Source organism: Streptomyces sp. MAI_2237, assembly GCF_054189285.1.
The window spans coordinates 156,157-179,638 of sequence record NZ_JAJPGQ010000005.1 but is presented as its reverse complement, the minus strand read 5'-3'; the positions used below and the strand labels follow the sequence as shown (position 1 = coordinate 179,638).

The window sequence follows — 23,482 nt, the reverse complement described above, 5'->3', positions numbered from 1 at the left end:
TCGTCGCCGCGCTGTGGGCGATCGGCGGCGAAGCCGAGCCCCCAGCCGTCCTGGACGTCCTCCTGCAGGCCTGGAAACTGAACGGGGCGACGGCGACCACGTCGTGGCCTGCCTGGACCGCATGGGCTCCTTCGAAAGGTCCGCTCTTCCGCTGCTCCGCCAGCAGCTCGTTCTGCCCCGCCGCGGCGGCCGATTCGACAGCGTCGACAGCGACGAGGAACTCCAGCGGGTCGGCTGCGCACTCATCGCCCGGGCACGATCCTTCCGCGGCGGTATCCCCTCCGGCGACGTCGCCCTGGTCAGCCTCGGACCGGCTGATGTCCACGTACTGACGACGGCTTCGAGGTCGGTGCCGAGCGAGCGACGAACTGGCCGCCGCGCACCCGTGATGACGTCCCACCGGCACTCTGCGCTTCGGGGACGTCGTGTCCGTCCTCGAAGCGCACGGCTGCCCCGGTCGGAGTGAGGTAGACCGCGTCTCCCACGCGCTCATTTGAACATGCTGACATTCCATGCAAAGATTGTCAGCATGTTCGATGACGAGGATCGGCTCGATCAGATCCTGAATGCTGCCTACGCGTGCTTCACCCGCCATGGCGTGCGGCGCAGCACGATGGACGACATCGCCCGCGAGGCGGGCATGTCGCGCCCCGCTGTCTACCAGTACGTCCGCAACAAGCAGGACGCCTTCCGTCGCCTGGCCGCCAGGCTGCTGGACGCGGCCCTCGCCGACGCCCGCGCCGCGACCGCCACCCCGGGAGACCTGACGGAGCAGCTGACCGGAGTGCTGGAGGCGAAGCTGGGGCTGGCCGCCCGGCTCTGGCACGACAGCCCCGCGCACGCGGCCGAGCTCCTCGGCGTCGAGACCCGTCAGTCGGCGGACCTCGTCGAGGGCTACAACGACGCGATGCGTGACCTGCTCATCTCGGCGATCGCCACCGCCCGCCCCGATCTGGGCAAGGCGGACGCCGGTGAGGTGGCGGAACTGCTCCTGGCGTTCACCCGCGGTCTGGAGGCCGACCTCACCGACCCCGAGGCCCCAGCTCGGCGACTGCGGCACGGCGTCGCGCTGTTCGTCACCGGCTTGGACCATCCCCACCCCGACAAGGAAGCATCATGACCACCACCGCCGTACTGATCACCGGAACCTCCTCGGGCATCGGGCGGGCCACGGCCCTGCGCCTGGCCGCCCACCCGGAACTGACCGTCTACGCAACCGCCCGACGCCCGGAATCCCTCACCGATCTCGCCGCGGCCGGAGCGCGCACCCTGGCCCTGGACGTCACGGACGAACAGTCGATGTCCGATGCCGTCAAGACGATCGAGACCGAGCACGGCTCGGTGGGTGTGCTGGTCAACAACGCCGGTTACGGCGCGTACGGCACCGTCGAGGAGACCGGCCTGGACGCGGTGCGCCGCCAGTTCGAGACCAACGTCTTCGGTCTGGCCCGGATGAGTCAACTGGTGCTGCCCGGCATGCGTTCCGCCGGGCGGGGCCGCATCGTCAACGTCGGTTCCATGGGAGGCCGGCTCGTCTTCCCCGCAGGCGGCTACTACCACGCCAGCAAGTACGCCGTCGAAGCCCTCACCGACGCACTGCGCTTCGAGGTCGCCCCCTTCGGGATCAAGGTAAGCCTGATCGAACCGGGCCTGATCCGCACCGGCTTCGGTGACACCGCGGCCCACACCCTGGCCGACTCCGCAGCCCCGACCGGACCCTACGACAGCCTCAACGAGGCTGCCGACCGGCAGATGGCCCAGGGCTACCAGTCGAAGCTGCTGTCCGCTCCGCCCGAGGCCGTCGCCGAAGTCATCGAGCACGCCGCCACCGGTGCGCACCCGCGCAGCCGCTACGTCGTCACGCCCGCCGCCAAGTTCCTGGTCCACAGCCGGCGCCTGCTCGGCGCCCGATTCTTCGACGCCTACCTGCGCCGCCAGTTCAAGGTTGCGGCGTAACTGCGCGCCGTCCATGCGGGAAGGGGTAGACGGCCGCCCCAGGACGGCCCTTACGGCCTGGCCGTCTCATCCGGTACCGGCGTGGCCTGGTGATAGTAGACCCGGAACTCCCCGGCGGCGTCGCGGCGCCAGATCGACGAACGGCGGGCGTGCCGGTCCCCGATGCGGGTCTGGTAGGTCAGGTGGACGATGCCGGGGGCCAGGATCGCACCCTCGAAGCGCTCTGCAGTGATGGGCGTGCTGTTCTCGGCGCCGCCATGGAGCGTGGGCAGGGCGGCGACCATCTCCGTGCGCGTCCACCGCCGCCCGGATGCGCCGACCTCAATGAAATCGGGGTCGAAGAGGGCTTCGGCGAGGGGGCCGGAGACGCGGGCGGAGGGGTCGTGGAGGCGCCGCTCCCGGACGATCGCCTCGGTGACGTCGGGATGCTGCGGGGTCGCGTCGGGCGCGTGCCGGTCGTTCTGGATCATGGCGACATGATGCACGGTCGCGGCCCGCAAGCCCTCGGCGGTCGTGAGGCTTTGAACGGCGGCGGTCTCTGGCGCTGCCTGAGTCCCTGGAAGTATGAGCGCCGAACCTCGCAAGCATCACGGACTCGCGTGCTGATAGCTTCGCGCCTGTGATCGTGTATCCGCTGTGGCATGTCGGCCACCAGAACGAAGCTGGCGACGACGGCTCAACTGTGCACGTCGATGAGGGCGGGGTGTTCTGCGACGAGGTGGACGGCGACGACGTAAAGCTGCTCGGTATCTACTCAACCCTTGAACGGGTTGAAGAGCGTGTGCGTCAGGCTCGGCTGCTACCGGGCTTCCGTGATGAACCGGAGTGCTTCTACTTCGACGCCTGCGAGCTCGACAAGGACGATTGGGCCCAGGGCTTCGTGCGAGTTCCGCCGCGCGAGTAGGCCGGGTGGCCAGAGGGCAAACCCCGCCTGACGGCCCTTCGCGGGGGGCGGCACCCACCTGCGTGCAGTCCGCCCGGCAACCATCCGAGAGAGTCAAAAGTGATCCGCACACAGGAAGGCCGCACTCCATGGGGGCGGCCTTCCGTCGCGCGCCCCGGCCCTCAACTGGCGTACGGTCCTCGGACGATGCTCTTGCCGGAGTGATCGGGCTTGCCGTTGTAGGGCTGTACGGAAACGTCGACGACCGAGTACTGCCTGAGGTCGATGTTCTCCGGCACCGGCAGGGTCGCTTTTCCGTCGGGGTTCAGGACCCCCATGGAGACGAGCTTGGTGTGGGAGCGGTCCATGAGCCACACCTCGAAGTAGCCTGAGGTGGTGGGGAGTTCCGTGACCTGTACGGTCAGGCTGCGGTGTGCTCCTGTACCGCGCAGGCCGGCGTAGCCCTTCGACGCGGGCCGCAGGGAGTCGAGCGCTCTGGTGTGGACGGCGGAGGCCGTACTGTCCCCGCGAGTCACCCACCAGGTGATCGCGCTTCCTGCCGTAGCGCCAAGCAGCGCCGCGCACGCAGCCAGGGCGACACTGAAGCGCGCTCGGCGCGAAAGCAGTGGCCGGCGCACGGCTCGTGAGGTAGGTGCACTGTGCTCGGCGGGAGATGCGACGTGGTCATCGTTGTCGGCGGTGACGTCATGAGGGCCGTCGTGCACGGCGCCTGCGTCGTCGGTCGGCGCGTGGGCAAGGGCGAGTTCGGTTGCGATGTCGGTCCACAACTCGGCTGGCGGCTGTAGGAGTTCGACGTCATCGAGCTCCGATGCCCGAGCCGTCATGACGACGTGGCGGAGCGCTTCGAGTTCGCTGCGACAGGCCGGACACGTCTGCAGGTGAAGGTCGTCACTGTCCGAAGGGAGCTCTCCGAGCGCCATCAAGGTCAGCGTCTCCTCGTCAGTGTGCTTCACCGTCCACCTCCAGTCGATGCTTCAAGCGCATCATCCCGCGCCGTGTATGACTCTTGACCGTTCCTAGCGGCATGCCCGTCCGCTCGGCGATCTGCGACAGACTCAAGCCGTCGTAGAACGCCATTCGAAGCACTGCCTGTTGAGGGGCGGGCAACTGGCCGAGTTCATCCGTGATCACGACGTGGTCGACGACCGCTTCCGCCGCCGTGATGGAATCCGCTTCGCTGTCGAGGGACGCGAACTCGGCGACAGCCTCCTGGCCCCGCAGAGCTCGCGACCGCCGCTCCAGCGCGTCAGCGATCTTCTTGTCCGTGATGCCCACCAGCCACGTCTTGAGCGAGCCACGGTCCCGATCGAAGCCCTTGCGCCCCCTCCACGCTCCGACGAACACCTGCTGGGTGACATCCCTCGCCTCTTCAGAGTCACCGAGCCTGCGCAGGGCGATCGTGAAAAGCAGTGCCCCCCAACGCTGGTAGGCCTCGTTGAGACAGGCCTCGTCCCCGTCGGCGAAGCCCTGCGCCAGCAGGTCATCGGACAATGGTCTGGTCACCGTCGCCACCCTAGCCGCGAGTACGTCAGATCCGGTCCGGAGCGCCGTCATCGGTTCTCCCCTCCCGCCACGAGTTCCAGGTCGTTTCGGGAGCCCATCGCGCCGGCGTGGTGCATCCCGGTGTGCGTACCGCGCGGCAACGCCGCCGCCCCCCGCCGGACGCTCCCGCGACGTGCCGACCCGATGACGCCTCGCACCATCGCGGCTCCTACGGACTCACATTCCGCCTCCGAGCCGTATCGGTTGCAGGCCACCGAACGACCTAAGAGGAAGGGAGGGTTTCAGCATCGGAGGTCACTTTGTGCATCAGCACATTGCATACCAAAGGGATTAATCGCCCACCTCTGATTTCCTGGGCTGCCGGCTGCATCCACTCCCTCCGCAGTGGCGGAATACGTCCCCGTCATCCGCTTCACCCGGTACAACAAGCCTCAGGAGTGAACTGCCATGACCCGCACCGTACTTGTCTCCGCCGCGTCCACCGTCGCGGCCCTGGTGATCGCGGCGCCCACCGCCTCGGCAACCCCGCACACCGTCCACGTCAAGGGTGGCCAGACCTCCGTGACGGTGGCTCCGGCGATTGCCAAGGCGCTGCTGTCCAACGGGATCGCCCCCATCGTCACCCGCCCCGGCAAGCCCAGCCTCACCACCGTCGGCGGCCGGCCCACCTTGAAGGCCGGCTACCCGATCACCGGCGGCTCCCTGACCACCAGCCCCCTCGGCGGAACGATCAAGCACAGCGGCGGCCTGAAGTTCACCAACGTCTTCAACGGCCGCTCGCTGGAGGTCAAGAACTTCACCATCGACCTCACCAAGGGACGACTGACCGGCCTCGTCGCCGGTACCAAGACCCGGGTCCCCGTCTTCAAGCTCGACCTGTCCACTGCCCACGTCAGGCTCGGCAAGCACAAGGCCGACGCCACCAACGTCACGCTCAAGCTCACCAAGGAAGCGGCCGGCGCGCTCAACTCCACCCTCAAGACCAAGGTCTTCAGCACCGGTCTGAACGTCGGGACCGCCGACACCCACCCCTGCTTCTGACCCACTCACGCGACAGCAGGCGGTGCCGCCACTTCCCGGCACCGCCTGCACGACCTCTGTTCAGAGGCGCACGCGCAGTCCGGCCCGCCTCACCTGAGCTCGTGGACTCCGCCGCGGCCGCCGCGGAGCTGATTCCTCAGATCGCGGGGATGACGTCCCAGACGATTTCAACGCCTGTCATCGACTCACCGATATGGGCCGCTTGAGCGTGGGAGCGAGCTCGGACGAAGACGGTATTCACGTCTTCATCCACCGTGACCACCTCTCCCATGAAACGGCAAGCAGCGCACACCGCATACATCACTGCGACTGCGCGGTCCGGCTGGACGAACTCCGACTGTTCCATCGTTCACCTCTCGGCCTGATTCCGCGGCGGACAGCGGATCGGATGCGCAGGGCAGGTGTGCGACGGACCCATGTCGTGACGTCGTCACCCTCCCTCTGGAACGAGCAGTCCGGCCCAAACGGCACGGGCGCCAGGAGGTTGAACGACTGCGGAGCGCGCAGATGACGGGGGAGAACCCTCCGGCTCAGAAGTGAGGAGAAGGGCCGGGTGAGTACCTCGACCGCTTGCTCGGCCGCGGGTAGAGACGGGAAGCCCGAGGCAGGGCAATACGTTCGGCTGCCCCAGGGTTACGTGACGGTCCAGTCGCGCAGCTGGCGGGCGATCAGGGCGACGCCGAGCGCTTCGGATGCCGCGTCACGCACCAGGGCGACGGCTGCCTTGGGCTGGTAGTCGAGTTCGCGTGCGTTGAGAAGCAGGTAGGCCTCGGTCGCGTGCCAGGCGAAGCGTTCGTTGGAGTGTTCCAGACACGGCAGTCTCGCCAGGGTCTGCAGCAGTGCGGCGGCCTTGAGGTACAGCGAACCGTAGATGTCCCGCTCCATCGCCCTGGCGCTGACTCGGGCGACCGCGGCGTACAGCGGTCCGAAGTCGTCGACCTGTGGATCGCCGTCGAGCAGCTCAGCGGCGTGCAGGAGGAAGGTCACGTCGAGCGGGTGGAGCCGGTCGGGTTGGCTCACGCGGCATTGCCTCGTTCCTGGTGCTGGTCGAGGTCTCGACGCGCCTCCTGCTCGGCAGCACGCTGGTCGGCTGTGGGATCCACGCTGCTGGGCTCGGACGCGAAAGCCGCGCCACTGCGGGCCATGGACGCCTGGAAGCCGTCCAGGAACTTCCGCTCCACGGCGGTCGCACGGTCGTAGGCGGCAGAGAGGATGTACTCCTGCATGCTGACCCCCGCCTGCTTGGCCGCCGCCGCGATGGCGGCCTGCTGCGCGGGGTCGGGGAAACGCAGGCTCATCGCCTTCTTGGATTCCGACATGGTATCGACGGTAGCAGTGATACCGCGCGTCCGTCTCGTGAGAGGCAAAAGGCCCCGTCCGGCGACGCGGGCCGGCATCGTCACGCTGTCGCGCGCCGCACCAGCCGGGTGGGGATGATCACGGAAGACAGCGGACGGCCGACGGGGGCGTCCTTCGCCTGGCGGTCGAGGCTGCGCAGCAGCAGTCGCACCATCAGCCGGCCCATCTCCTCGATGTCTTGGCGGACGGTGGTCAGTGGTGGGTCGGTGTGCTCGGCCACCTTGGCCATGTCGTCGAAGCCGACGACCGCCACGTCCGCCGGTACCCGGTAACCGCGCTCCCGCAGGACGCGCAGGGCGCCCAGGGCCATGAGGTCAGACGCGACGAAGACGGCGTCCAGGTCGGGGGCGCGGTCGAGCAGTGCGGTCATCGCACGTGCGCCGCCCGGCTCGGAGAAGTCGCCTTCCACGATGAGCCGGGGATCGGCGTCCATGAGCATGTCGTGGTAGCCGTCGAGCCGGTCCACCGACGCCACCTGGTCCATCGGACCCGTGATCGTCGCGATGCGGCCGCGGCCCAGCGAGATGAGATGATTCACCGCCTCGCGTGCGCCGCCGCGGTTGTCGGAGTCGACGTACAGCAGGCTGCGGTCCGCCTCCGCGCCCGGCCATCCGGGGCGGCCCCCGAAGACGGTCGGGATGCCGACCCGGCGGACGATCTCCGGCAGCGGATCGTCGTTGTGCAGGGAGAACAGCACGGCGCCGTCCACGTGGCCGCCGGCGAGGTAGCGCCCGACCCGCTCGTAGTCGGCCGCTTCCTCCGTCAGCAGCAGCACGAGCTGGTGGTCGTGCGCGGCCAGCTCCCGGCTGATGCCGAGCAACTGCTCGGCGAAGAAGGGGTTGGTGAAGACCTCGGTCTCCGGCTCCGCGGCGATGACGGCGACCGCGCCGGTGCGCCGGGTGACCAGGGTGCGAGCCGCCTGGTTCGGCACGTACCCCAGTTCCTCGACGGCGCGGCGCACCTTGTCCACCAGAGCCTCGCGCACCCCGCTGCCTCCGTTCACCACGCGGGAGACGGTGGCTCGGGAGACACCGGCCCGTTCGGCGACGGCTTCCAGGGTGGGGCGACGAGCGAAGATCTGGTCGGACAAAGAACGCTCCTCTCAGGGACGGGAACAGCGTAGCTTCCCGTGACCTGCGGAGTGCACCTGATTTTAGAGAGCGCTCTCAATGATTCTCGGCTCGTCGGCCGCTCACTCGCGGGGCAGCCCGCCGGAGGCCACCACCTGCGCGTACCACAGCGCACTGTCCTTCGGAGTGCGGCGCTGGCTCGCGTAGTCCACGTGCACCATGCCGAACCGCTTGCCGTAGCCGTAGGCCCACTCGAAGTTGTCCAGCAGCGACCACAGGAAGTAGCCGCGGACGTCGGCCCCGGCCTCCATCGCACGGTGGACGGCCTCCAGGTGTTCACGCAGGTAGGTGATCCGCTCGGGGTCGTGCACCGCTCCGCTCGGGTCGACGTAGTCGTCGTAGGCGGCGCCGTTCTCCGTCACGAGCACCGGCGTGTGCGGCAGTTCGTCGCGCAGCCGCGTCAGCAGTTCGTACAGGCCGCCTGCGTCCACCGGCCAGTCCATGGCCGTGCGGGGGCCCGGGGCCGGCACGAACCGCACGTGGTCCTGGGCGGCGGGCCAAGGGGAGGGCAGGGGGTGGGAGCCGGCGGCCACCACCGTGGGGGAGTAGTAGTTGATGCCGAGACTGTCGAGAGGGCGGGAGATCACTCGCAGGTCCTCGTCCTGAACGAAGGCCCAGTCGGTGAGGTCCGCGGTGTCGGCGAGCAGGTCCTCGGGGTAGCGGCCGTGGAAGACGGGATCCAGGAAGACGCGGTTGGCCAGCGCGTCGATGCGGCGCGCCGCATCGACGTCGGCGGGGCTGTTGGTGAGCGGACGCACGGCCGCGAGGTTCAGCGTCAGCGACACCTCCGCCGACGTGGGGATCGTGTCGCGCAGCACACCGACGGCCAGACCGTGGCCCAGGTTCAGGTGGTGGGCAGCCCGCAGCGCCGCCGCCGGTTCCGTGCGACCCGGCGCGTGGACGCCGTCGGCGTAGCCGAGGAAGGCCGCGCACCACGGTTCGTTCAGCGTCGTCCAGGTCTGTACGCGGTCACCGAGCGCCCCGGCGACCAGCTCGGCGTACTCGGCGAACCGGTATGCGGTGTCGCGCTCGGGCCAGCCGCCGGCGTCCTCCAGTTCCTGCGGAAGGTCCCAGTGGTAGAGGGTCAGCACGGGGCGGATGCCGCGGGAGAGCAACTCGTCGGCGAGGGCACGGTAGAAGTCCAGGCCCTTCTGGGAGGCCGGGCCACGCCCGGTCGGCTGGACGCGGGGCCAGGAGACGGAGAAGCGGTAGTCGGTCAGTCCCAAGGAGGCCATGAGCGCCACGTCGTCCCGCATGCGGTGGTAATGGTCGGCCGCGATGTCCCCGGTGTCGCCGTTGCGGACCTTGCCGGGCGTCCGGCTGAAGGTGTCCCAGATGGATGGTGTCCGGCCGTCCTCGTTCGCGGCTCCCTCGATCTGGTAGGCGGCGGTGGCGGCACCCCAGCGGAACGCCGGTGGAAAGGTCGCTCCGGCCGCGGGGGTGGTGTGGGGGGCGGTGGTGGTCATCCGGGCTCCGTGGTGTCGTGGCGAACGAGAGTCGTGACGAGGAAAGGTCGCGACCAGGAAGGGTCGTGAAGAGAAGAGTCGTGAAGAGAAGAGTCGTGAAGAGAAGAGTCGTGAAGAAAGAGAAAGGCCGTCACGCGGGAGTTCGTGGCGAAGAAGGTCGTATCGCATGAGGTCGTGACGCAGACGGCCGTGGCAAAGAATGCGTGGCGGAGGAACAAGTGCTGTTCCGGCCACCGTGATCCGACGGTGTCGGTCACAGGGGTGGTGGTTCCGGCCCGGGATACCGGGTGAGGGCGGCCCCCGATCGTCCCGGCCGGGGCCCGACGCGGCTAGCGGGGCGGATGGGCCGTGCCGGGCGCGAGGCCGGGAGATCGGGGGCCGCCGTGAGGGGCGGGCACGAGCCGCCCGCGAAAAAGGGCGGCGGGAGGGGGCCGCGCCTACCCCTTGACGGCGCCCTGCATGATGCCGCCCACGATCTGTCGGCCCAGCAGGCCGAAGACGAGCAGCACGGGCAGGGTGCCGAGCAGGGTGCCGGCCATGACGACCGACTGGTCGTGGACGTAGCCGCCGCCCAGCTGGCGCAGGGCGACCTGCACCGTCGGCTGCTGCGAGGTCAGGGCGATGATCGGCCAGAAGAAGTCGTTCCAGGAGGCCATGAAGGTCAGGATGCCGAGCACGGCCATCCCGGGCCGGGCCACGGGGATGACGATGCTCCAGAAGATCCGGGCCGTCGACGCGCCGTCGACGCGGCCGGCCTCGATCAGCTCGTCGGGCAGCGCCTGCAGCAGGAACTGGCGCATGAAGAAGACCCCGAAGGCGGAGACCAGGCCGGGCAGGATGACGGCCTGGAGCTGGTTCACCCAGTGCAGTTTGGCGATCACCATGAACAGCGGGATCACTCCGAGCTGCGGCGGGATCATCATCGTGCCGATGGTGAGGGCGAGCAGTGCGTTGCGTCCCCGGAAGTGCAGTTTGGCGAAGGCGAAGCCGGCCAGGGTGGAGCACAGGACGGTTCCCACCGTCACCGAGCCGGAGACGATGAGGGAGTTGAGCAACGCCTTGCCGATGTCGGCCTGTTGCAGCACCTGGTCGAAGTTGTGGATCAGGTTGCCGCCGGGCAGCAGCGCCGGCGGGGTCTTGGCCAGATCCGCGTTGGAGCGGGTGGCCGCCACGATCGTCCAGTAGAAGGGGAAGGCGGAGAACAGGGCCGCCGCGATGAGGATGGCGTACGCCAGGCGCCCGCCGCGCTCGTGGCCTCCGGCCCGCCTGCCGCGTGGACGGCGGGCGGGGCGGGCGGCCGGAGCGGTGCTCTCGCCGGTGCTTCGCGGCGCGGTCAGAGTGGTCATCGCTGGTTCTCCTTGCCGCTGCGGCGACGGGCGACGGCGGTGTTGACCAGCACCAGCAGGACGATGAGCACGAACATCACCCAGGCGATGGCGGCGGCACGGCCGAGATGGAAGAAGCCCCAGCCCTGCTCGTACATGTAGAGCCCGAGGGTCTGGTACTGGTGGGAGATGCCGCCGGAGATGCTGCCCTCGAACAGCAGGGGCTCACCGAACAGTTGGGTGGCGCCGATGGTGGACACCACGATGGTGAACAGGATCGTGGGGCGCAGACCGGGCAACGTGACGTGCAGGAACTGCCGCCAGCGGGAGGCTCCGTCGAGTTCGGCGGCCTCGTACAGGTCCGCCGGGATGGCCTGCATGCCGGCGAGGTAGATCAGCGTGTTGTAGCCGGTCCAGCGCCAGGTGACGATGGTGGACACGGCGATCTGCGAGGCGACGGTGCCGGACTGCCAGTCGACCGGTCCGATGCCGGCCAGATGGAGCAGGTAGTTGATGAGTCCGAAGTCGCGCCCGAACAGCTGGGCGAAGACGAGGGTGGCCGCGGCCACGGAAGTGGCGTAGGGCAGCAGCATGGTGACGCGGAAGAAGGTGCGGCCGCGCAGCTTGTAGTTGAGCAGGTGGGCCAGGCCGAGGGCCATCAGCAGCTGCGGGACGGTGGAGATGACGCCGATGGTGAAGGTGTTGCGCAGCGCCGTCCAGAAGTTGTCGTCGCCGAACAGCGCGGTGTAGTTGTCCAGGCCCCGCCACTCCATCTGGTCCGGTGTCTGGAGTTCGACCCGGTAGAGCGAGACGTAGGCCGTGTAGAGCAGCGGGAACAGCCCGAAGGCGGCGAACAGGGCGAAGAACGGGGTGACATAGGCGTAGGGCGACAGCCGGGCCAGGCGCTGGCGCAGCGTGGCAGGCGGCCGCGCGGTGCGCCTGGGGGCGGAGGCGGTCAGGGTCATGAGGAGACCTTTGGATCGGAGAGGTCTGTCGGACGTCAGGGGAGGGGCGCGAAGGACCGGTGCCGGGAGGCCGCCTGTCGGGGAGGTGGTCCCTCGCGCCCCGTCACGGGGGAGGGCCGGTCAGCCGACCGCGTTCTTGACGCCCTTGTCGGCGTGGCTCCAGGCGGTGGCGGAGCTGGTGCCCTTGCGCTCGACCTCACCGAGCGCGTTGGTGATCTGCACGTTCACGTCGTTGTCGTGCACGCCGAGCACCTGGACGGGCGCGCTCTCGGCGGCCTTGCCGAAGATCTCACCGACCGGGGCGTTGCTGAAGTAGGGGTCGGTGACGCCGCTGACAGCCTTGATGGCGGCGGTGTTGGACGGGAAGCTGCCCTGCTTCTTGAACAGCTTTTCCTGCTGCGGTCCCGCCGTGAGCCACTTGATGAGTGCGTACGCCTCCTTGGCGTGCGGCGAGCCCTTGGGGATGGCGAGGTAGGAACCACCCCAGTTGCCCGCGGCGCCGCCGGGCAGCGGGGCGACGTCCCAGGTGCCGTTGCCGGCCGAGCCGGCCTGGCCCTTGATGTAGCCCAGCATCCAGGCGGGGCAGCCGATGGTGGCGAAGGATCCGCTGCTGAACGCCTGGTTCCAGGCGGGTGTCCACTGGGCGAGCTTGGCGCTCAGCCCGTCCTGGGCGGCCTTGACGGAGGTGTCCCAGGCCGTTTTGACGGCCGGGTTGTCCTTGTAGATCAGCTTTCCGGAGGCGTCGTAGTAACGCTCCTTCTGCTGTCCGACGATCAGGGAGTAGAGGCTGCCGACGCTGTCCATCCAGTGGCTGGAGGATCCCGCCTTGGCCTGGTACTGCTTACCCAGTGCCAGGTAGTCGTCCCAGGTGGCCCACTTCTTGGCCAGCTCGTCGCGGTCGGTGGGCAGACCGGCCTTCTTGAACAGGTCGGTGCGGTAGCAGATGGCCTCGGGGCCGACGTCGGTGCCGAGGCCCAGGGTGCGGCCGTCGGGGGTGCCGGCCGCGTTCCACTTGGCCGCCGAGTAGTCGTTCTTGAGGCTCTTGGCGCCGTAGGCGTTGAGGTCCTCGAACTTGTCGGCCTGCTGCTGGGTGACGGAGGCGATGCGGCCGACCTCGATGCCCTGGACGTCGGCGAGGCCGCCTCCGCCGGCGAGCCGGGTCTGGAGTGCCTTCCAGTAGTCGGCCTCGTTCTCGGTGCTCGACTCCTTGATCGTGATGTTCGGGTGGAGCTTGTGGTACTCGGCGTACAGACCGGCCTCCTTGAAGCCGAACGTGCCGAACAGGTCCACGGTGAGCGTGACCTTGCCGCCGTTCTGGGCGGAGGAATCCGATGAGCCGGACCCGCAGGCGGCGAGCAGGGTGCCGGCGAGTGCGACCGCCCCGAGTCTGAGGGTGGCTTGTCTGGCGGCTCGGGAGATGGACATGGAAAGCCTCCATGGCTTCGGGCGGAGTGCGGAGTGCAGAGTGCGGAGTTCGATGCGGAGCGAGTGGAGCGGACGCTGAGACGCCGGGCGCCTCAGATTTTTGAGAGCGCTCTCAAGCGGTGCTCAGAGTTTCCGGACCCACGCCGCTCCCGTCAAGAGTCGAACGCATAACGGTGGTCCTCGATCGCCGCACCGGCTCGGCGCGCACCGGGTGTCAGGGCTGTCGTTTCATGGCTCTGTCGGCGTCGGCGAGGGCCCGCCTCCAGCCCTTCTCCGCAGAGGTCTTGTGCCCTTCCAGTGCTGCCAGCGCATCGGCGAATGCCTGGTGAGCCGGGGTTTCGTCGGCGCCGGCCGACTGCACGGGCGTGCGGGCCGACGCCTGGCCGAAGATCTCTCCGACGGGCGCGTTGTTGAAGTACGGGTCCTGGGTCAGCCTGATCTGGGCCTGGGCCCGCAGCCCGGAGGGGAACAGGCCGCTCCTGGTGAAGACCCTGACCTGCTGCTGGTCGGCCGTGAGCCACTTGAGCAGTGCCGCGGCCTCCTTCGGGTGCTTCGCCGACTTCGGGATCGCGAGGTAGGAGCCGCCGAGGTTGCCGGACCGTCCGGGGCCGGCTGCGACGTCCCATGTGCCCGCGTAGCGGTCCCCGGCCTTGGCTTCGATGCGCCGGAGCATTCCGGCCGGGCAGACAACAGTGGCGAATCTGTCGGAGGTGAGCGCTTTGTCCCATGCGGCGCTGTTCTGGCGCAGGTTCGCCGACAGTCCGCCGCCGACGAGTCTGGCCGCGTGTTTCCACGCCGTGCGCACCGCGGGGTTCTTCGCATAGACCGCGGCGCCGCTCTCGTCGGTGTACCGCACGCGTTGCTGTCCGAGCTCGGCGGTGAACAGGGCGGTGGCGCTGTCCGTCCAGGTCCGGCCGGGTTTGGCCTTCGCCGCGTACTTCTTCGCGAGTGCCAGATAGCCGTCCCAGGTGGACCATGCGGCTGCCAGGCGGTCCCGTCGCGTGGGGAGCCCGGCGGCGCGCAGGAGGTCGGTGCGATAGCAGATCGCCTCGGGCTCGCTGTCGGTGCCGGCGGCCAGTACCCGGCCGTCGGCGGTCGTGGCGGCGGCGGTCTTCCACGGCGCCAGCCCCTGGTCGGCGCCGCCGAGACCTGTCTTGCCGAGGTCCGTGAACGATCCGGCCCGGCTGTGCACGACCTCGGCCATGCGCTCCGCCGACAGGCTCTGGATGTCCGCCGGCCGTGATCCCGAGTCGAGTCTCGTCCGCAGATCCCGCCAGTACCGGCCCTCGTTCCGCGTGTTGGTCTGCTGGATGACGATGTTCGGGTGGGCCTTCATGTACTCGGTGTACAGCCCCGCCTCCTCGAAGCCGAAGGAGCCGGAGACGCCGATACGCAAGGTCACTTTCTGCCCCCCGGAACCGCCGTCCGCGAAGTCGCCGCTGCACGAGGTCGCGACGAGGCAGGCGGCAGTGGCAGTGGCCGTCATGGCAAGTGCTCGCAGGCGGACTGAGCTGCGCGAATGCATGGAGGTCTCCAGGCGTCGGGGAAGGGATGCCGAGTTCGCCCCGCGTTCTGAGAGCGCTCTCGAACGGTTCTGACAGTGGAGATGCCGGGAAGAACAGTCAAGGGGTCCGGACGAAGCGGCACTTGAGCGGGTGTCTTGTGTGGCCTGCTGTTTCGCGGGCGTCACAGACGGGTGAACAGTCGTTGCGCGAAGTGTTGACAGTGTCGGGAAACCATCCCTAGCCTCCCATTCTGAGAACGCTCTCAACGGCGAGCCGTGCGGATGCGTTCACGGCACAGCGCGACCGCATCGCCGCGGCGGTTCATCCCCCTCGCGGGTGGCCCACCTCTCGCAGACGGAAGGCTCTGCGGATCGGCCACCGAGGGCGTCACACGCACGAGCACGTCCATTCGTCACCGTCGCGTGCGGCTCGCGACGGCCCCTCTGACCAGGAGTTCTGTCATGCTCCCAGCAAGTCACCCGCTGCCCGCGCCAGCGGGCCACCCCACCCCACCAAGAGCCGCGCCAGGCGCTCGGTGGCATGCCCAAAGATCCTTCCGTCTGTACCGGACCGTGGTGCTCGGCGTGGTGGTCGCCCTGCTCGGTGCCGCATTGACCGTGCTCGTCTCGCATGACGCGCGCGCCGACACGGTGGGCCAGGGCAGCTACACCACGACGCCGCCCGGCCCCCTTCCGTCCGGTTGCGGGGACCTGTCGACCAATCCCCGGCACTGGGTGACGGCGAACGCCCCGTCAGGTGCCGTACCCACCAACGACTGGTGGTCGTCGATCCTGTGGAAGCGCACCAACTGCGCATACGGCGAGCCACTGTTCGCGCAGCCGCTGGGCTTCAAGGCCGGCTCCGGCGGACTGGGCGTCTCGTACAGCACCACGCCGGCGATCTCCGGCAGCGCCACGGGTGTCGGCGAGTACCACTTCAACTACGACGAGGACTTCGTCGTGGGGGTCGAGGGCCTCGCGGCTCCCGAGGTCAAGGTCGACGACTGGAGCGACTGGACCGTCAGCCCCGTACTCACGGACGGCGCGCACACGCTGCGGGCCACCATCGGCTCCGGTCTGCCCTTCTCCTACTACCGAGCCACCGGCGGCAAGGCGCAGATCAAGGGCTCCTCCACGGCGACCCTCAGCGTGTGGTCCAACTCCGGTGGCACCATCGGCTACACCGTCAACGGTCACGACTACGTCGCCTTCGCCCCGACCGGCTCCACCTGGTCCGTGAGCGGCAGCACCCTCAGCTCCTCGCTGGGCGGCAAGGACTACTTCTCCGTCGCGGTCCTCCCGACCACGTCCTCGACCTCGGCGACCGACCGCTCCGCGCTCGTGGACGAGTACGCCAAGTACGCCCACCACCACGTCACGGGTACCGCGGTCTCCTACAGCTACGACGACGCCACGAGCACCGTCACGACGACGTACAAGTACACCACCAAGGCGATGGAGGGAACGGGGACCGGCACGGTCGCCGCCCTGATGCCGCACCAGTGGCGCCACCTGACCGGCGACACCCCGCTGACTCAGAAGTACGTGTCCTCCCGCGGCCCGCTGAAGATCCTCACCGGTATCGACTCCTTCACGACCTCGATGGTCTTCCACGGTGTCCTGCCCGAGGTACCGGCCGTCGCCGACAGCTCCGGCTCCGACGCCGCCACGCTCCAGAACTACCTCGACGCGGAGAAGGTCGATCCGACCCGCCAGCAGAGCGACGACACCTATTGGACGGGCAAGGGCCTCGGCCGCGCCGCCCGCCTGGCGGAGATCGCGGACCAGACCGGCAACACCGCGGTGCGCGACGCCGCCCTGTCCGCGATCAAGTCCAAGCTGAACGACTGGTTCACCGCCTCGCAGAACGAGACGGGCCATCTCTTCTACTACGACAAGAACTGGGGCACCCTGATCGGCTACCCGGCCTCCTACGGGTCCGACCAGGAACTCAACGACCACCACTTCCACTACGGCTACTACATCGCCGCCGCCGCCACGCTCGCCAAGTTCGACCCGGCCTGGGCCGCCTCGAGCCAGTACGGCGGCATGGTCGACCTGCTCATCCGGGACGCCAACAACTACGACCGGACGGACAAGCGCTTCCCCTACCTGCGCGACTTCGACATCTACAGCGGCCACGACTGGGCCTCCGGCCACGGCTCCTTCGCCGCGGGCAACAATCAGGAGTCCTCGTCCGAGGGCATGAACTTCGACAACGCGCTCATCCAGTGGGGCATCGCGACCGGCAACAAGACCGTCCGTGACGCCGGCATCTACATGTACACCACGCAGGGCCGCCGCCATTCAGGACTACTGGTTCGACACCAAGGACGAGATCTACCCCACCGACTTCAAGCACAAGGAAGTCGGCATGGTGTGGGGCAACGGCGGCGCCTACTCGACCTGGTTCTCCAGCGCACCCGAGCAGATCCAGGGCATCAACCTGCTGCCGGTGACCGGCGGCCACCTGTACCTGGGCTACGACCCGGCCTACGTCAAGGCCAACTATCAGGAGATGCTCACCCAGAGCGGCAAGACCCAGCCGACCATCTGGACCGACATCTGGTACGAGTACCAGGCCCTCGGTGATCCCGCCGCGGCCCTCGCCAACTTCAAGGCGAACAACTCCTTCGCCTCGGAGGAGGGCGAGAGCAAGGCGCACACCTTCCACTGGATCCGCAACCTCGCCGCCCTCGGCACCGTGGACACCACCGTGACCTCGGACAGCCCGCTCAGCTCGGTCTTCGTCAAGAACGGCGCCCGCACCTACGTCGCCGCCGACGCCACCGGCACGGGCTCGACGGTCCACTTCTCCGACGGGACCACCGTCGAGGTCGGCGCCGGACAGACCGTCGCCACCGGAGCGCAGAACTGGAAGGGCGGCAACGGCGCCCCGCCGGCCACGGACTCCCCGCCGCCGAGCACCCCGCCGGCGAGCACGTCCCCGCCCCCCGGCGGCGGCAACTCCTCCACCCTGTACGCGCAGAGCGACGGTTCGCTGACCGCCGCCACGAGCGCCTCGGGCAGTGTCCAGGTGACCGCCGGTGACGGCGCCAACCACGACGCCAGCCCGTACCAGCCGGTCACGCTGACCGCCACCGGTCTGACCGGCACCTTCAACGGCGGTACCCCGGCGTTCGACCTGTCGGTCGACGCCGGCAGCGCCGTCGGCAACGCCGTCCAGGTGCAGCTGTCGTACGACTGCACCGGCAACGGCACCTGGAACCGGGTGGAGACCTACCACTACTTCGCCACCGACCCGGTTCAGGGCTGGGAGCACTACACCCAGACCTCCGGCCTGGTCTCCGCCACCGGCACGGCGTGTGACCTGGCCAACGGCAAGGTCCAGGCCAAGATCTGGAACGCCCTCGGCAGCAACCCCAGCAAGCTGGGCACCGGCGACCTGTCCGTGTTCAAGCTGCCCTACACGATGACCGACGGCGATGGGAGCGCGAGCCCGACCGCGTCGCCCACGGCGACGAGTACGGGCGCCGGTATCACCTCGCCGACGCTGTACATGCAGGGCGACGGGTCGCTGACCCCCGACACGAGCGCCGCCGGCAGCGTCTCACTGGCCGCCGGTGACGGCGCCAACCACGACGGCAGCCCGTACCAGCCGGTGACGCTGACCGCCGACGGGGTGAACCTCGCCTACAACGGCGGCACGCCGACGTTCGACCTCGCGGTCGACGCCAACACCGCGGTCGGCAACGCCGTCCAGCTGCGGCTGTCCTACGACTGCACCGGCGACGGCTCGTGGGACCGCGTGGAGACCTACCACTACTTCGCCACCGATCCGGTGGCGGGATGGGAGCACTACACCCAGTCCAAGGGCCTGGCCTCGTCCAGCGGCGCGACCTGTGACCTCAAGGACGGAAAGGTCCAGGCGAAGATCTGGAACGCCCTCGGCACCAGCGCCGGCGCCCTGGGCACCGGCAACCTCTCGGTGCTGCATCTGCCCTACAACTGACCGCTGACGTACGACGCGCCTGGCCCTCCTCACCGGGGGCCAGGCGCCTCGCGTGCCCGCGCGCCCGACGGCGGTCGCGCGACCCGAGAGGTCCGTCGGCTGCCGGCGGTGCGTGGTGGCCGAGTCGGCCCTGTCGGCGTCGAGGTGTTCAGTCGACCCCGCACATCGTCAGGCCCTGTCCGGGGGTCGGCCGGAGGCGGGCGGGCGGTGGGTCAGGGGTTGCCGGGGCGGTGCGGCTGCTCCATGCGCGAGAGCCACGTCGTGAGCAGGCCTTCGAGTGCCTCGGCCTCCGCATCGGTCAGCAGGTCCAACAGGCGGCGTTCATTGCCCATGTGCTCGGTGAACGCCTGGTCGATCAGTTTTCGTCCGGGGTCGGTGAGGGCGACGATCCGGCCGCGCTGGTCGTCGTCGGAGCGGCGACGGGTGACGAGCCCGGCCCGTTCGAGGCGGTCGATCCGCTTCGTCATGGCACCGGTGGTCACCATGGTGTGCGCGGCCAGTTCGCCGGGTGCGCGTTCGTAGGGTTCGCCGGCGCGGCGCAGAGCGCACAGCACGTCGAACTCTCCCTCGCTGAGGCCGTACCGGGCGTACACGAGGCGGAGTTCCCCGGTGAGTCGATCGGCCAGCCGGTGCAGTCGCCCGATCACTGCCTGCGGGGACACGTCGACGTCGGGGAGTTCCCGTCGCCAGTCGGCTTGGATGCGAGCCACACGATCGATCGGTTGAGTGCCTTCCATGGAAGACATTATAGCTTCCATGGAAGTAAGATGGCTTCCGTGGAAGCTAATATCGGCCGAGTGGCGCTGACCGCGATCGCCCCGGTGGCATGGGGAGCCAACTACTTCGTGACGCGCGAGTTCTTGCCCGCCGACCGCCCTCTGTACGGTGCCGCCCTGCGCGCCCTGCCCGCCGGTGTGGTCATGCTCGCCCTGTGCAGGCGACTGCCCAAGGGTGCGTGGTGGTGGCGATCCGCGGTGCTCGGGCTGCTCAACGTGAGTGTCTTCTTCGTCCTCGTCTACGCCGCCTCGCAGTTGCTTCCGACGAGTATCGCCTCGACGGTCATGGCGGTGTCCCCGCTGACGATGATGCTCATGGCCTGGCTCCTGGTGTCGGAGCGTCCGAGAGCGGCCCATCTGGCCGGCGCCGGGATCGGACTGGCCGGCGTATGCCTGATGCTGCTCACGGGAGCGGCGGATGTGGGCGTGCCCGGGGTCCTCGCGTCAGCAGCCGCGGTGCTGGTGTCGTCCTTCGGTCACCCCCTCACCAGGCGGTGGGGTGCCGGTGTGGATGTGACCGCGTCGACCGCTTGGCAGCTGACCGCGGGCGGCCTCCTGCTCCTGCCGGCCGCCGTGGCGGTCGAAGGCGGCCCGCCCCGGCTGACCGCGCCGGGATTCCTCGCCTTCTGCTACGTCGCCGTCGTCGCGACCGCGCTGGCGTTCGCCGTCTGGTTCGCCGGCCTGCGGCACCTGCCCGCGGGAACCGTGGGGCTGATCGGCCTGCTCAATCCCGTGACGGGCGTACTGCTCGGTGTCGCGGTCGCAGGGGAGTCGCTGACCCTGCAGCAACTCTGCGGTCTGGTCCTCGTCCTGGCCGGGGTCGTCCTCGGCCGGCCCGCGCGCGCCGGGCGGCGCGTAAGGAGTGGAGTGGCCGCGGCTGCCCCGCGCAAAGAGCGGGCCGCGCGGTAGCCCCATTTTCCGCGTGGGGCGTGGAAGTCGGCTGAAGGCTCCGCAGGAGCGGCCGCCCGCGCTGGTGGTGCGCATACGGGTGGGCCGGCCGGCCCGGAGCAGACGCTCCGAGCCGGCCCACTCTGCGATCCTCGCGAGGTACGTCAGTGTGCGGCGCGGGGGCGGGGGTGTGAGCCGGTGCGGGCGCCGGTATCGGATCGTGCGGGGTCGGCCCCGCGGAAGGAGTGAGGGCCGGGGTGTAGGGGATCTCTCCGCACAGGGCGGCCCTGGCGGTCCTCGTCGAGCTCTCCCTCCCAGCGGGCGACGGCGAGGGTGGCGACGCCGTTGCCGACCCGGCTGGTCAGGGCGCGGTCCTCGGACATCAACCGGTCGATGCCGAAGATCAGTGCCAGGGCGGCCACCGGGACGTGCGGGACGGCGCTGAGTGTGGCGGCCAGGGCGATGAAGCCGGAGCCGGTGACGCATGCGGCGCCCTTGGAGGGGAGCAGCATGACGCCGAGCATGGTCAGCACCTCGAAGTAGATCAGGGCCTTCAGGCTCACGCGGCCCACCGCACGGGCGTTGCCCATGGAGGCGATGTAGTCGCCACGCGCGGTTACCCGGGAGCATGGGTTCGCATCGGCGGGTTTCCAGGAGCGTGTGAGGTGGATGCAGTTGAAGGGCCGTTTCTCATGCCCGTTGAAGATGTGTTCTGTCTGCAACAGGGCAGGGAGGTCATGGCGACGGGTCGGATCGAGCGTGGCCGGGTGCACAAGGGTGACGCGGTGGAGATCGTCGGCCCGGGCGGTGACGCGACCGCTCGCATCGCGGGCATCGAAATGAATCGCACCCCTATCGGGGAGGCGAGGGCGGGGATGAACGTCGCGATGCGGCTGCGTGGCCTGGCCGTGGATGCCGTCAGGCGGGGACAGGTGCTCGCGGCTCCAGGTTCGGTCCGCGCCCGCAATGGCTTCACTGCCGACATCACCCTGCTGTCCGAGGAGCAGGGCGGCGCGGACGTTGCCTCCGGCGATCGTCTCTGCTTCTACGTCCGCACCGCCGCAGTCTGGGGGACCGTCACCCTGCCCGAGGGTGCCGACGTAGTCCGGCCCCTTCACGGAGCCGAGGTGACAGTGGCACTCGAAGAGCCTGTGGTACTTCAGCACGGCCAGTCCTTCGCATTCCGTCACCACGGTCGTGCCGCCGGATCGGGCATGGTGACGCATCTGCCGCGTTGAGCTGTACACGCGAGCAACGCCAACGGCGGAGCACTGCGCGAGTGGCACGGCGGCGACCCGTGGCCCGAGCAAGCAGTCGGCGGCGGAGTTGCCTGATCTGTTCGTGCCGTCCTGGAGGCTCAGTCGTTGCACGGATCGGAGCGATCTCCTGTGACCTGGGTCTTTCTTGTTGACCGGGGCGGTTGCGGGGGCAGTTGGACGGCTCGTGCGTGAGAACCCTCATCCTCGAAAAGGAACCTTGCCGCGGCTCAAATGCCTCGGCGGCCCGGCGTAGCGTCCTCCGTGAGACACCCCGGTGGCGCCGACAGGCCCGGGATCGCGTGGGTGCTTGTCCCACGTCGATCCGATGGGGATCAGGTTGGTAGGGAGTGGTATCGGTGCGCTTCGGGCTTTCCTTTCTTCCTGACTGCACGCCGGAGACGAAATCTCCACAGGTCTACTTCAGCGACGCGCTGGAGTTGTCGGTCCAGGCCGAAATGGGAGGCCTGGACTCGGTCAAGATGACCGAGCACTATCTGCACTACTACGGCGGGTACTGCCCCAGCCCCCTGGGCTTCCTGTCCGCCGTGGCCGCCCGGACGAAGTCGGTCAGGCTGATCACCGGCTGCGTGCTGCCTGTCTTCCACCATCCCATTCAACTGGCCGCGGAAGCCGCTCAGGTGGACGCGATCAGCGGTGGCCGGCTCGATGTGGGATTCGCCCGGGCCTATCTGCCCGACGAGTTCGACGCCCTCGGTCTGGAGATGGACGAGAGCACCGACCGATTCCGCGAGTCGATTCGCGCGGTGCAGCGTATCTGGACCGAGGAAAAGGTCAGCGAGCAGACGCCGTTCTTCTCCTACCGTGACGTGACGGGACTGCCGCGGCCCACCCAGCGGCCGCATCCGCCGATGTGGGGCGCCGCGGTCCGCACCCCGGAAAGCTTCACCTGGCTGGGCGAGGAGGGGCTGGGGTTGCTGATCACGCCGCTGATCTCGCCGCACGAGTTCCGTGACCACCTCACCCTCTACCGCGACGCGTTCGAGGCCGCGCACGCCGGCTCCGGGCTGCGGCCCCGGATCGCGGCCAGCCTGCCGCTGGTGGTCGCGGACACCGACGAACGTGCCGAGGAGATCGCCGAGACCTATCTGCGCCGTTACCTGGACGTGTGGGCGGAGGCCGTGAGCCCATGGGACAAGCGGGAGTCCTCGGCCTACCGCGGCTACTCCGGGTTCGGCTGGATGCTGCGCGGTCTTCGGCCGGCCAAGCTCTACACCGAGGGCGGAGCCATAGTCGGATCTCCCGCCACCGTCATCGAGCGCATCCGCGCCTTCAACGACCACATCGGCGGCGTCGACCAGATCCTGTGGCAGATCGATTTCGGCGCGATGCCGCTCCCCGAGGCTCGGCGGACCTTGGAGCTCTTCTGCGACAAGGTGCTGCCGGAGGTGAAAAAGCTGTGACATGAAAGCGGCTGTCGCAGCGATTTCACTTGGCAGGAAAACACAGATGAAAGCTGTGCAGAAGGAGGTGTAAGACATGGAGGAATTCGACGAGTTGGTGCTGGATGACAGTGCCTTCGAGTTGGTGGACCTGGGCAAGGTGGTGCCCGCCTCGGTGACGGCCGGTTACGGCCTCACGGAGCTGTCCGCTTCCGGCGGTGCGAGCAGCTGTTGCTGCTGCTGCCCGTGCTGCTCCTGCACCTGATCCGGCGAACGTTTCCGGTGCGGACCTTCCCTTGTCGACACGGCGCAGGAAAGGGGGTGCAAGACATGGAGGAATTCGACGAGTTGGTGCTGGATGACAGTGCCTTCGAGTTGGTGGACCTGGGCAAGGTGGTGCCCGCCTCGGTGACGGCCGGTTACGGCCTCACGGAGCTGTCCGCTTCCGGCGGTCAGAGCAGCTGCTGTTGCTGCTGCCCGTGCTGCTCCTGCACCTGATCGGGGTGCTGAACCTTCCGGCACATGTGCTCTAGCCGGTGCGTGAATCCGAACGGGGACCGGGTGGCTCTCGGTCCTCCTGCTGACCAGTCATCAATGAGTTCATGAAG

At 68.7% G+C, this 23,482-nt stretch carries 24 protein-coding genes and 1 pseudogene; 11 read left to right on the top strand and 14 right to left on the bottom strand.

Translation table 11 applies throughout. The features are described 5' to 3' along the window. The first annotated feature begins 529 nt into the window (after positions 1–529). Together LN251_RS28940 and LN251_RS28935 are read left to right on the top strand one after the other, a co-directional pair. Complete coding sequence (locus tag LN251_RS28940) at positions 530–1,120, top strand: TetR/AcrR family transcriptional regulator (RefSeq protein WP_362994315.1); 591 nt, start codon at positions 530–532, stop codon at positions 1,118–1,120. After that, the gene (locus tag LN251_RS28935) at positions 1,117–1,956 is read left to right on the top strand and encodes an oxidoreductase (protein ID WP_458247128.1); all 840 of its coding nucleotides are present in this window, start codon (positions 1,117–1,119) and stop codon (positions 1,954–1,956) included. Before LN251_RS28940 ends, LN251_RS28935 begins: the two co-directional genes overlap by 4 nt. A gap of 50 nt (positions 1,957–2,006) precedes the next feature. On the opposite strand, the gene LN251_RS28930 is transcribed toward LN251_RS28935, so the two are convergent. Further along, positions 2,007–2,426, bottom strand: coding sequence for a nuclear transport factor 2 family protein (locus tag LN251_RS28930; RefSeq protein ID WP_458247127.1), 420 nt, complete (start codon positions 2,424–2,426; stop codon positions 2,007–2,009). 149 nt (positions 2,427–2,575) lie between these two features. Between LN251_RS28930 and LN251_RS28925 the strand changes: the two genes are divergently transcribed. Next, on the top strand, positions 2,576–2,860 hold the full coding sequence (locus LN251_RS28925; RefSeq protein WP_458247126.1) for a DUF7336 domain-containing protein: 285 nt from the start codon (positions 2,576–2,578) through the stop codon (positions 2,858–2,860). 161 nt (positions 2,861–3,021) lie between these two features. On the opposite strand, the gene LN251_RS28920 is transcribed toward LN251_RS28925, so the two are convergent. Both LN251_RS28920 and LN251_RS28915 read right to left on the bottom strand, forming a co-directional pair. Continuing rightward, positions 3,022–3,813 carry an anti-sigma factor domain-containing protein gene (locus LN251_RS28920; RefSeq protein ID WP_458247125.1) on the bottom strand — a complete coding sequence of 264 codons (792 nt, stop codon included), beginning with the start codon at positions 3,811–3,813 and terminating at the stop codon, positions 3,022–3,024. Then, positions 3,800–4,363: a sigma-70 family RNA polymerase sigma factor gene (locus LN251_RS28915; protein WP_458247124.1), complete on the bottom strand. Its 564-nt coding sequence runs from the start codon at positions 4,361–4,363 to the stop codon at positions 3,800–3,802. The genes LN251_RS28920 and LN251_RS28915 overlap by 14 nt, the downstream gene beginning before the upstream one ends. 447 nt (positions 4,364–4,810) lie before the next feature. Between LN251_RS28915 and LN251_RS28910 the strand changes: the two genes are divergently transcribed. Next, complete coding sequence (locus tag LN251_RS28910) at positions 4,811–5,404, top strand: hypothetical protein (protein ID WP_458247123.1); 594 nt, start codon at positions 4,811–4,813, stop codon at positions 5,402–5,404. Between the two features lie 136 nt (positions 5,405–5,540). Here LN251_RS28910 and LN251_RS28905 read toward each other — a convergent pair whose 3' ends face one another. From LN251_RS28905 to LN251_RS28865, 9 genes are all read right to left on the bottom strand, one after another. Next, the gene (locus LN251_RS28905) at positions 5,541–5,750 is read right to left on the bottom strand and encodes a hypothetical protein (protein ID WP_458247122.1); all 210 of its coding nucleotides are present in this window, start codon (positions 5,748–5,750) and stop codon (positions 5,541–5,543) included. 287 nt (positions 5,751–6,037) lie between these two features. After that, on the bottom strand, positions 6,038–6,424 hold the full coding sequence (locus tag LN251_RS28900; protein WP_458247121.1) for a fic family toxin-antitoxin system, toxin component: 387 nt from the start codon (positions 6,422–6,424) through the stop codon (positions 6,038–6,040). Beyond that, on the bottom strand, positions 6,421–6,723 hold the full coding sequence (locus LN251_RS28895; protein ID WP_458247120.1) for a hypothetical protein: 303 nt from the start codon (positions 6,721–6,723) through the stop codon (positions 6,421–6,423). Before LN251_RS28895 ends, LN251_RS28900 begins: the two co-directional genes overlap by 4 nt. A gap of 80 nt (positions 6,724–6,803) precedes the next feature. Continuing rightward, the gene (locus LN251_RS28890; RefSeq protein WP_458247119.1) at positions 6,804–7,853 is read right to left on the bottom strand and encodes a LacI family DNA-binding transcriptional regulator; all 1,050 of its coding nucleotides are present in this window, start codon (positions 7,851–7,853) and stop codon (positions 6,804–6,806) included. Positions 7,854–7,955: 102 nt separating this feature from the next. Continuing rightward, on the bottom strand, positions 7,956–9,359 hold the full coding sequence (locus tag LN251_RS28885; protein WP_458247118.1) for a GH1 family beta-glucosidase: 1,404 nt from the start codon (positions 9,357–9,359) through the stop codon (positions 7,956–7,958). Positions 9,360–9,796: 437 nt separating this feature from the next. Further along, positions 9,797–10,705 carry a carbohydrate ABC transporter permease gene (locus LN251_RS28880; RefSeq protein ID WP_458247117.1) on the bottom strand — a complete coding sequence of 303 codons (909 nt, stop codon included), beginning with the start codon at positions 10,703–10,705 and terminating at the stop codon, positions 9,797–9,799. Beyond that, on the bottom strand, positions 10,702–11,649 hold the full coding sequence (locus LN251_RS28875) for a carbohydrate ABC transporter permease (RefSeq protein WP_458247116.1): 948 nt from the start codon (positions 11,647–11,649) through the stop codon (positions 10,702–10,704). Before LN251_RS28875 ends, LN251_RS28880 begins: the two co-directional genes overlap by 4 nt. A gap of 120 nt (positions 11,650–11,769) precedes the next feature. Continuing rightward, on the bottom strand, positions 11,770–13,074 hold the full coding sequence (locus LN251_RS28870; protein WP_458247115.1) for an ABC transporter substrate-binding protein: 1,305 nt from the start codon (positions 13,072–13,074) through the stop codon (positions 11,770–11,772). Positions 13,075–13,288: 214 nt separating this feature from the next. Further along, on the bottom strand, positions 13,289–14,476 hold the full coding sequence (locus tag LN251_RS28865) for an extracellular solute-binding protein (protein ID WP_458247114.1): 1,188 nt from the start codon (positions 14,474–14,476) through the stop codon (positions 13,289–13,291). Positions 14,477–14,860: 384 nt separating this feature from the next. On the opposite strand from LN251_RS28865, the pseudogene LN251_RS28860 reads away from it, so the two are divergent. Next, positions 14,861–16,813, top strand: a pseudogene (locus tag LN251_RS28860) (glycosyl hydrolase); the annotation flags it as partial. 28 nt (positions 16,814–16,841) lie between these two features. Next, positions 16,842–18,551 carry a glycosyl hydrolase gene (locus LN251_RS28855; RefSeq protein ID WP_458247113.1) on the top strand — a complete coding sequence of 570 codons (1,710 nt, stop codon included), beginning with the start codon at positions 16,842–16,844 and terminating at the stop codon, positions 18,549–18,551. 212 nt (positions 18,552–18,763) lie between these two features. Here the strand turns inward: LN251_RS28855 and LN251_RS28850 are convergent, their stop codons facing one another. Then, on the bottom strand, positions 18,764–19,288 hold the full coding sequence (locus tag LN251_RS28850; RefSeq protein WP_458247112.1) for a MarR family winged helix-turn-helix transcriptional regulator: 525 nt from the start codon (positions 19,286–19,288) through the stop codon (positions 18,764–18,766). A gap of 30 nt (positions 19,289–19,318) precedes the next feature. On the opposite strand from LN251_RS28850, the gene LN251_RS28845 reads away from it, so the two are divergent. Continuing rightward, a complete protein-coding gene (locus tag LN251_RS28845) occupies positions 19,319–20,236 on the top strand; it encodes an EamA family transporter (protein WP_458247111.1) in 918 nt (305 codons plus the stop codon). A gap of 143 nt (positions 20,237–20,379) precedes the next feature. On the opposite strand, the gene LN251_RS28840 is transcribed toward LN251_RS28845, so the two are convergent. Next, a complete protein-coding gene (locus LN251_RS28840) occupies positions 20,380–20,805 on the bottom strand; it encodes a cation:dicarboxylate symporter family transporter (RefSeq protein ID WP_458247110.1) in 426 nt (141 codons plus the stop codon). Positions 20,806–20,880: 75 nt separating this feature from the next. Here LN251_RS28840 and LN251_RS28835 point away from each other — a divergent pair, with 75 nt between their 5' ends. The 4 genes from LN251_RS28835 to LN251_RS28820 all read left to right on the top strand — a co-directional run bounded on the left by LN251_RS28835 (position 20,881) and on the right by LN251_RS28820 (position 23,372). Beyond that, positions 20,881–21,453: an EF-Tu/IF-2/RF-3 family GTPase gene (locus tag LN251_RS28835; protein ID WP_458247109.1), complete on the top strand. Its 573-nt coding sequence runs from the start codon at positions 20,881–20,883 to the stop codon at positions 21,451–21,453. 377 nt (positions 21,454–21,830) lie between these two features. Then, positions 21,831–22,895 carry an LLM class flavin-dependent oxidoreductase gene (locus LN251_RS28830; RefSeq protein ID WP_458247108.1) on the top strand — a complete coding sequence of 355 codons (1,065 nt, stop codon included), beginning with the start codon at positions 21,831–21,833 and terminating at the stop codon, positions 22,893–22,895. A gap of 76 nt (positions 22,896–22,971) precedes the next feature. Then, positions 22,972–23,139, top strand: coding sequence for a thiomuracin/GE37468 family thiazolyl RiPP peptide (locus tag LN251_RS28825; protein WP_107067791.1), 168 nt, complete (start codon positions 22,972–22,974; stop codon positions 23,137–23,139). A gap of 65 nt (positions 23,140–23,204) precedes the next feature. Then, positions 23,205–23,372: a thiomuracin/GE37468 family thiazolyl RiPP peptide gene (locus LN251_RS28820; protein WP_159027190.1), complete on the top strand. Its 168-nt coding sequence runs from the start codon at positions 23,205–23,207 to the stop codon at positions 23,370–23,372. Positions 23,373–23,482 lie beyond the last annotated feature (110 nt).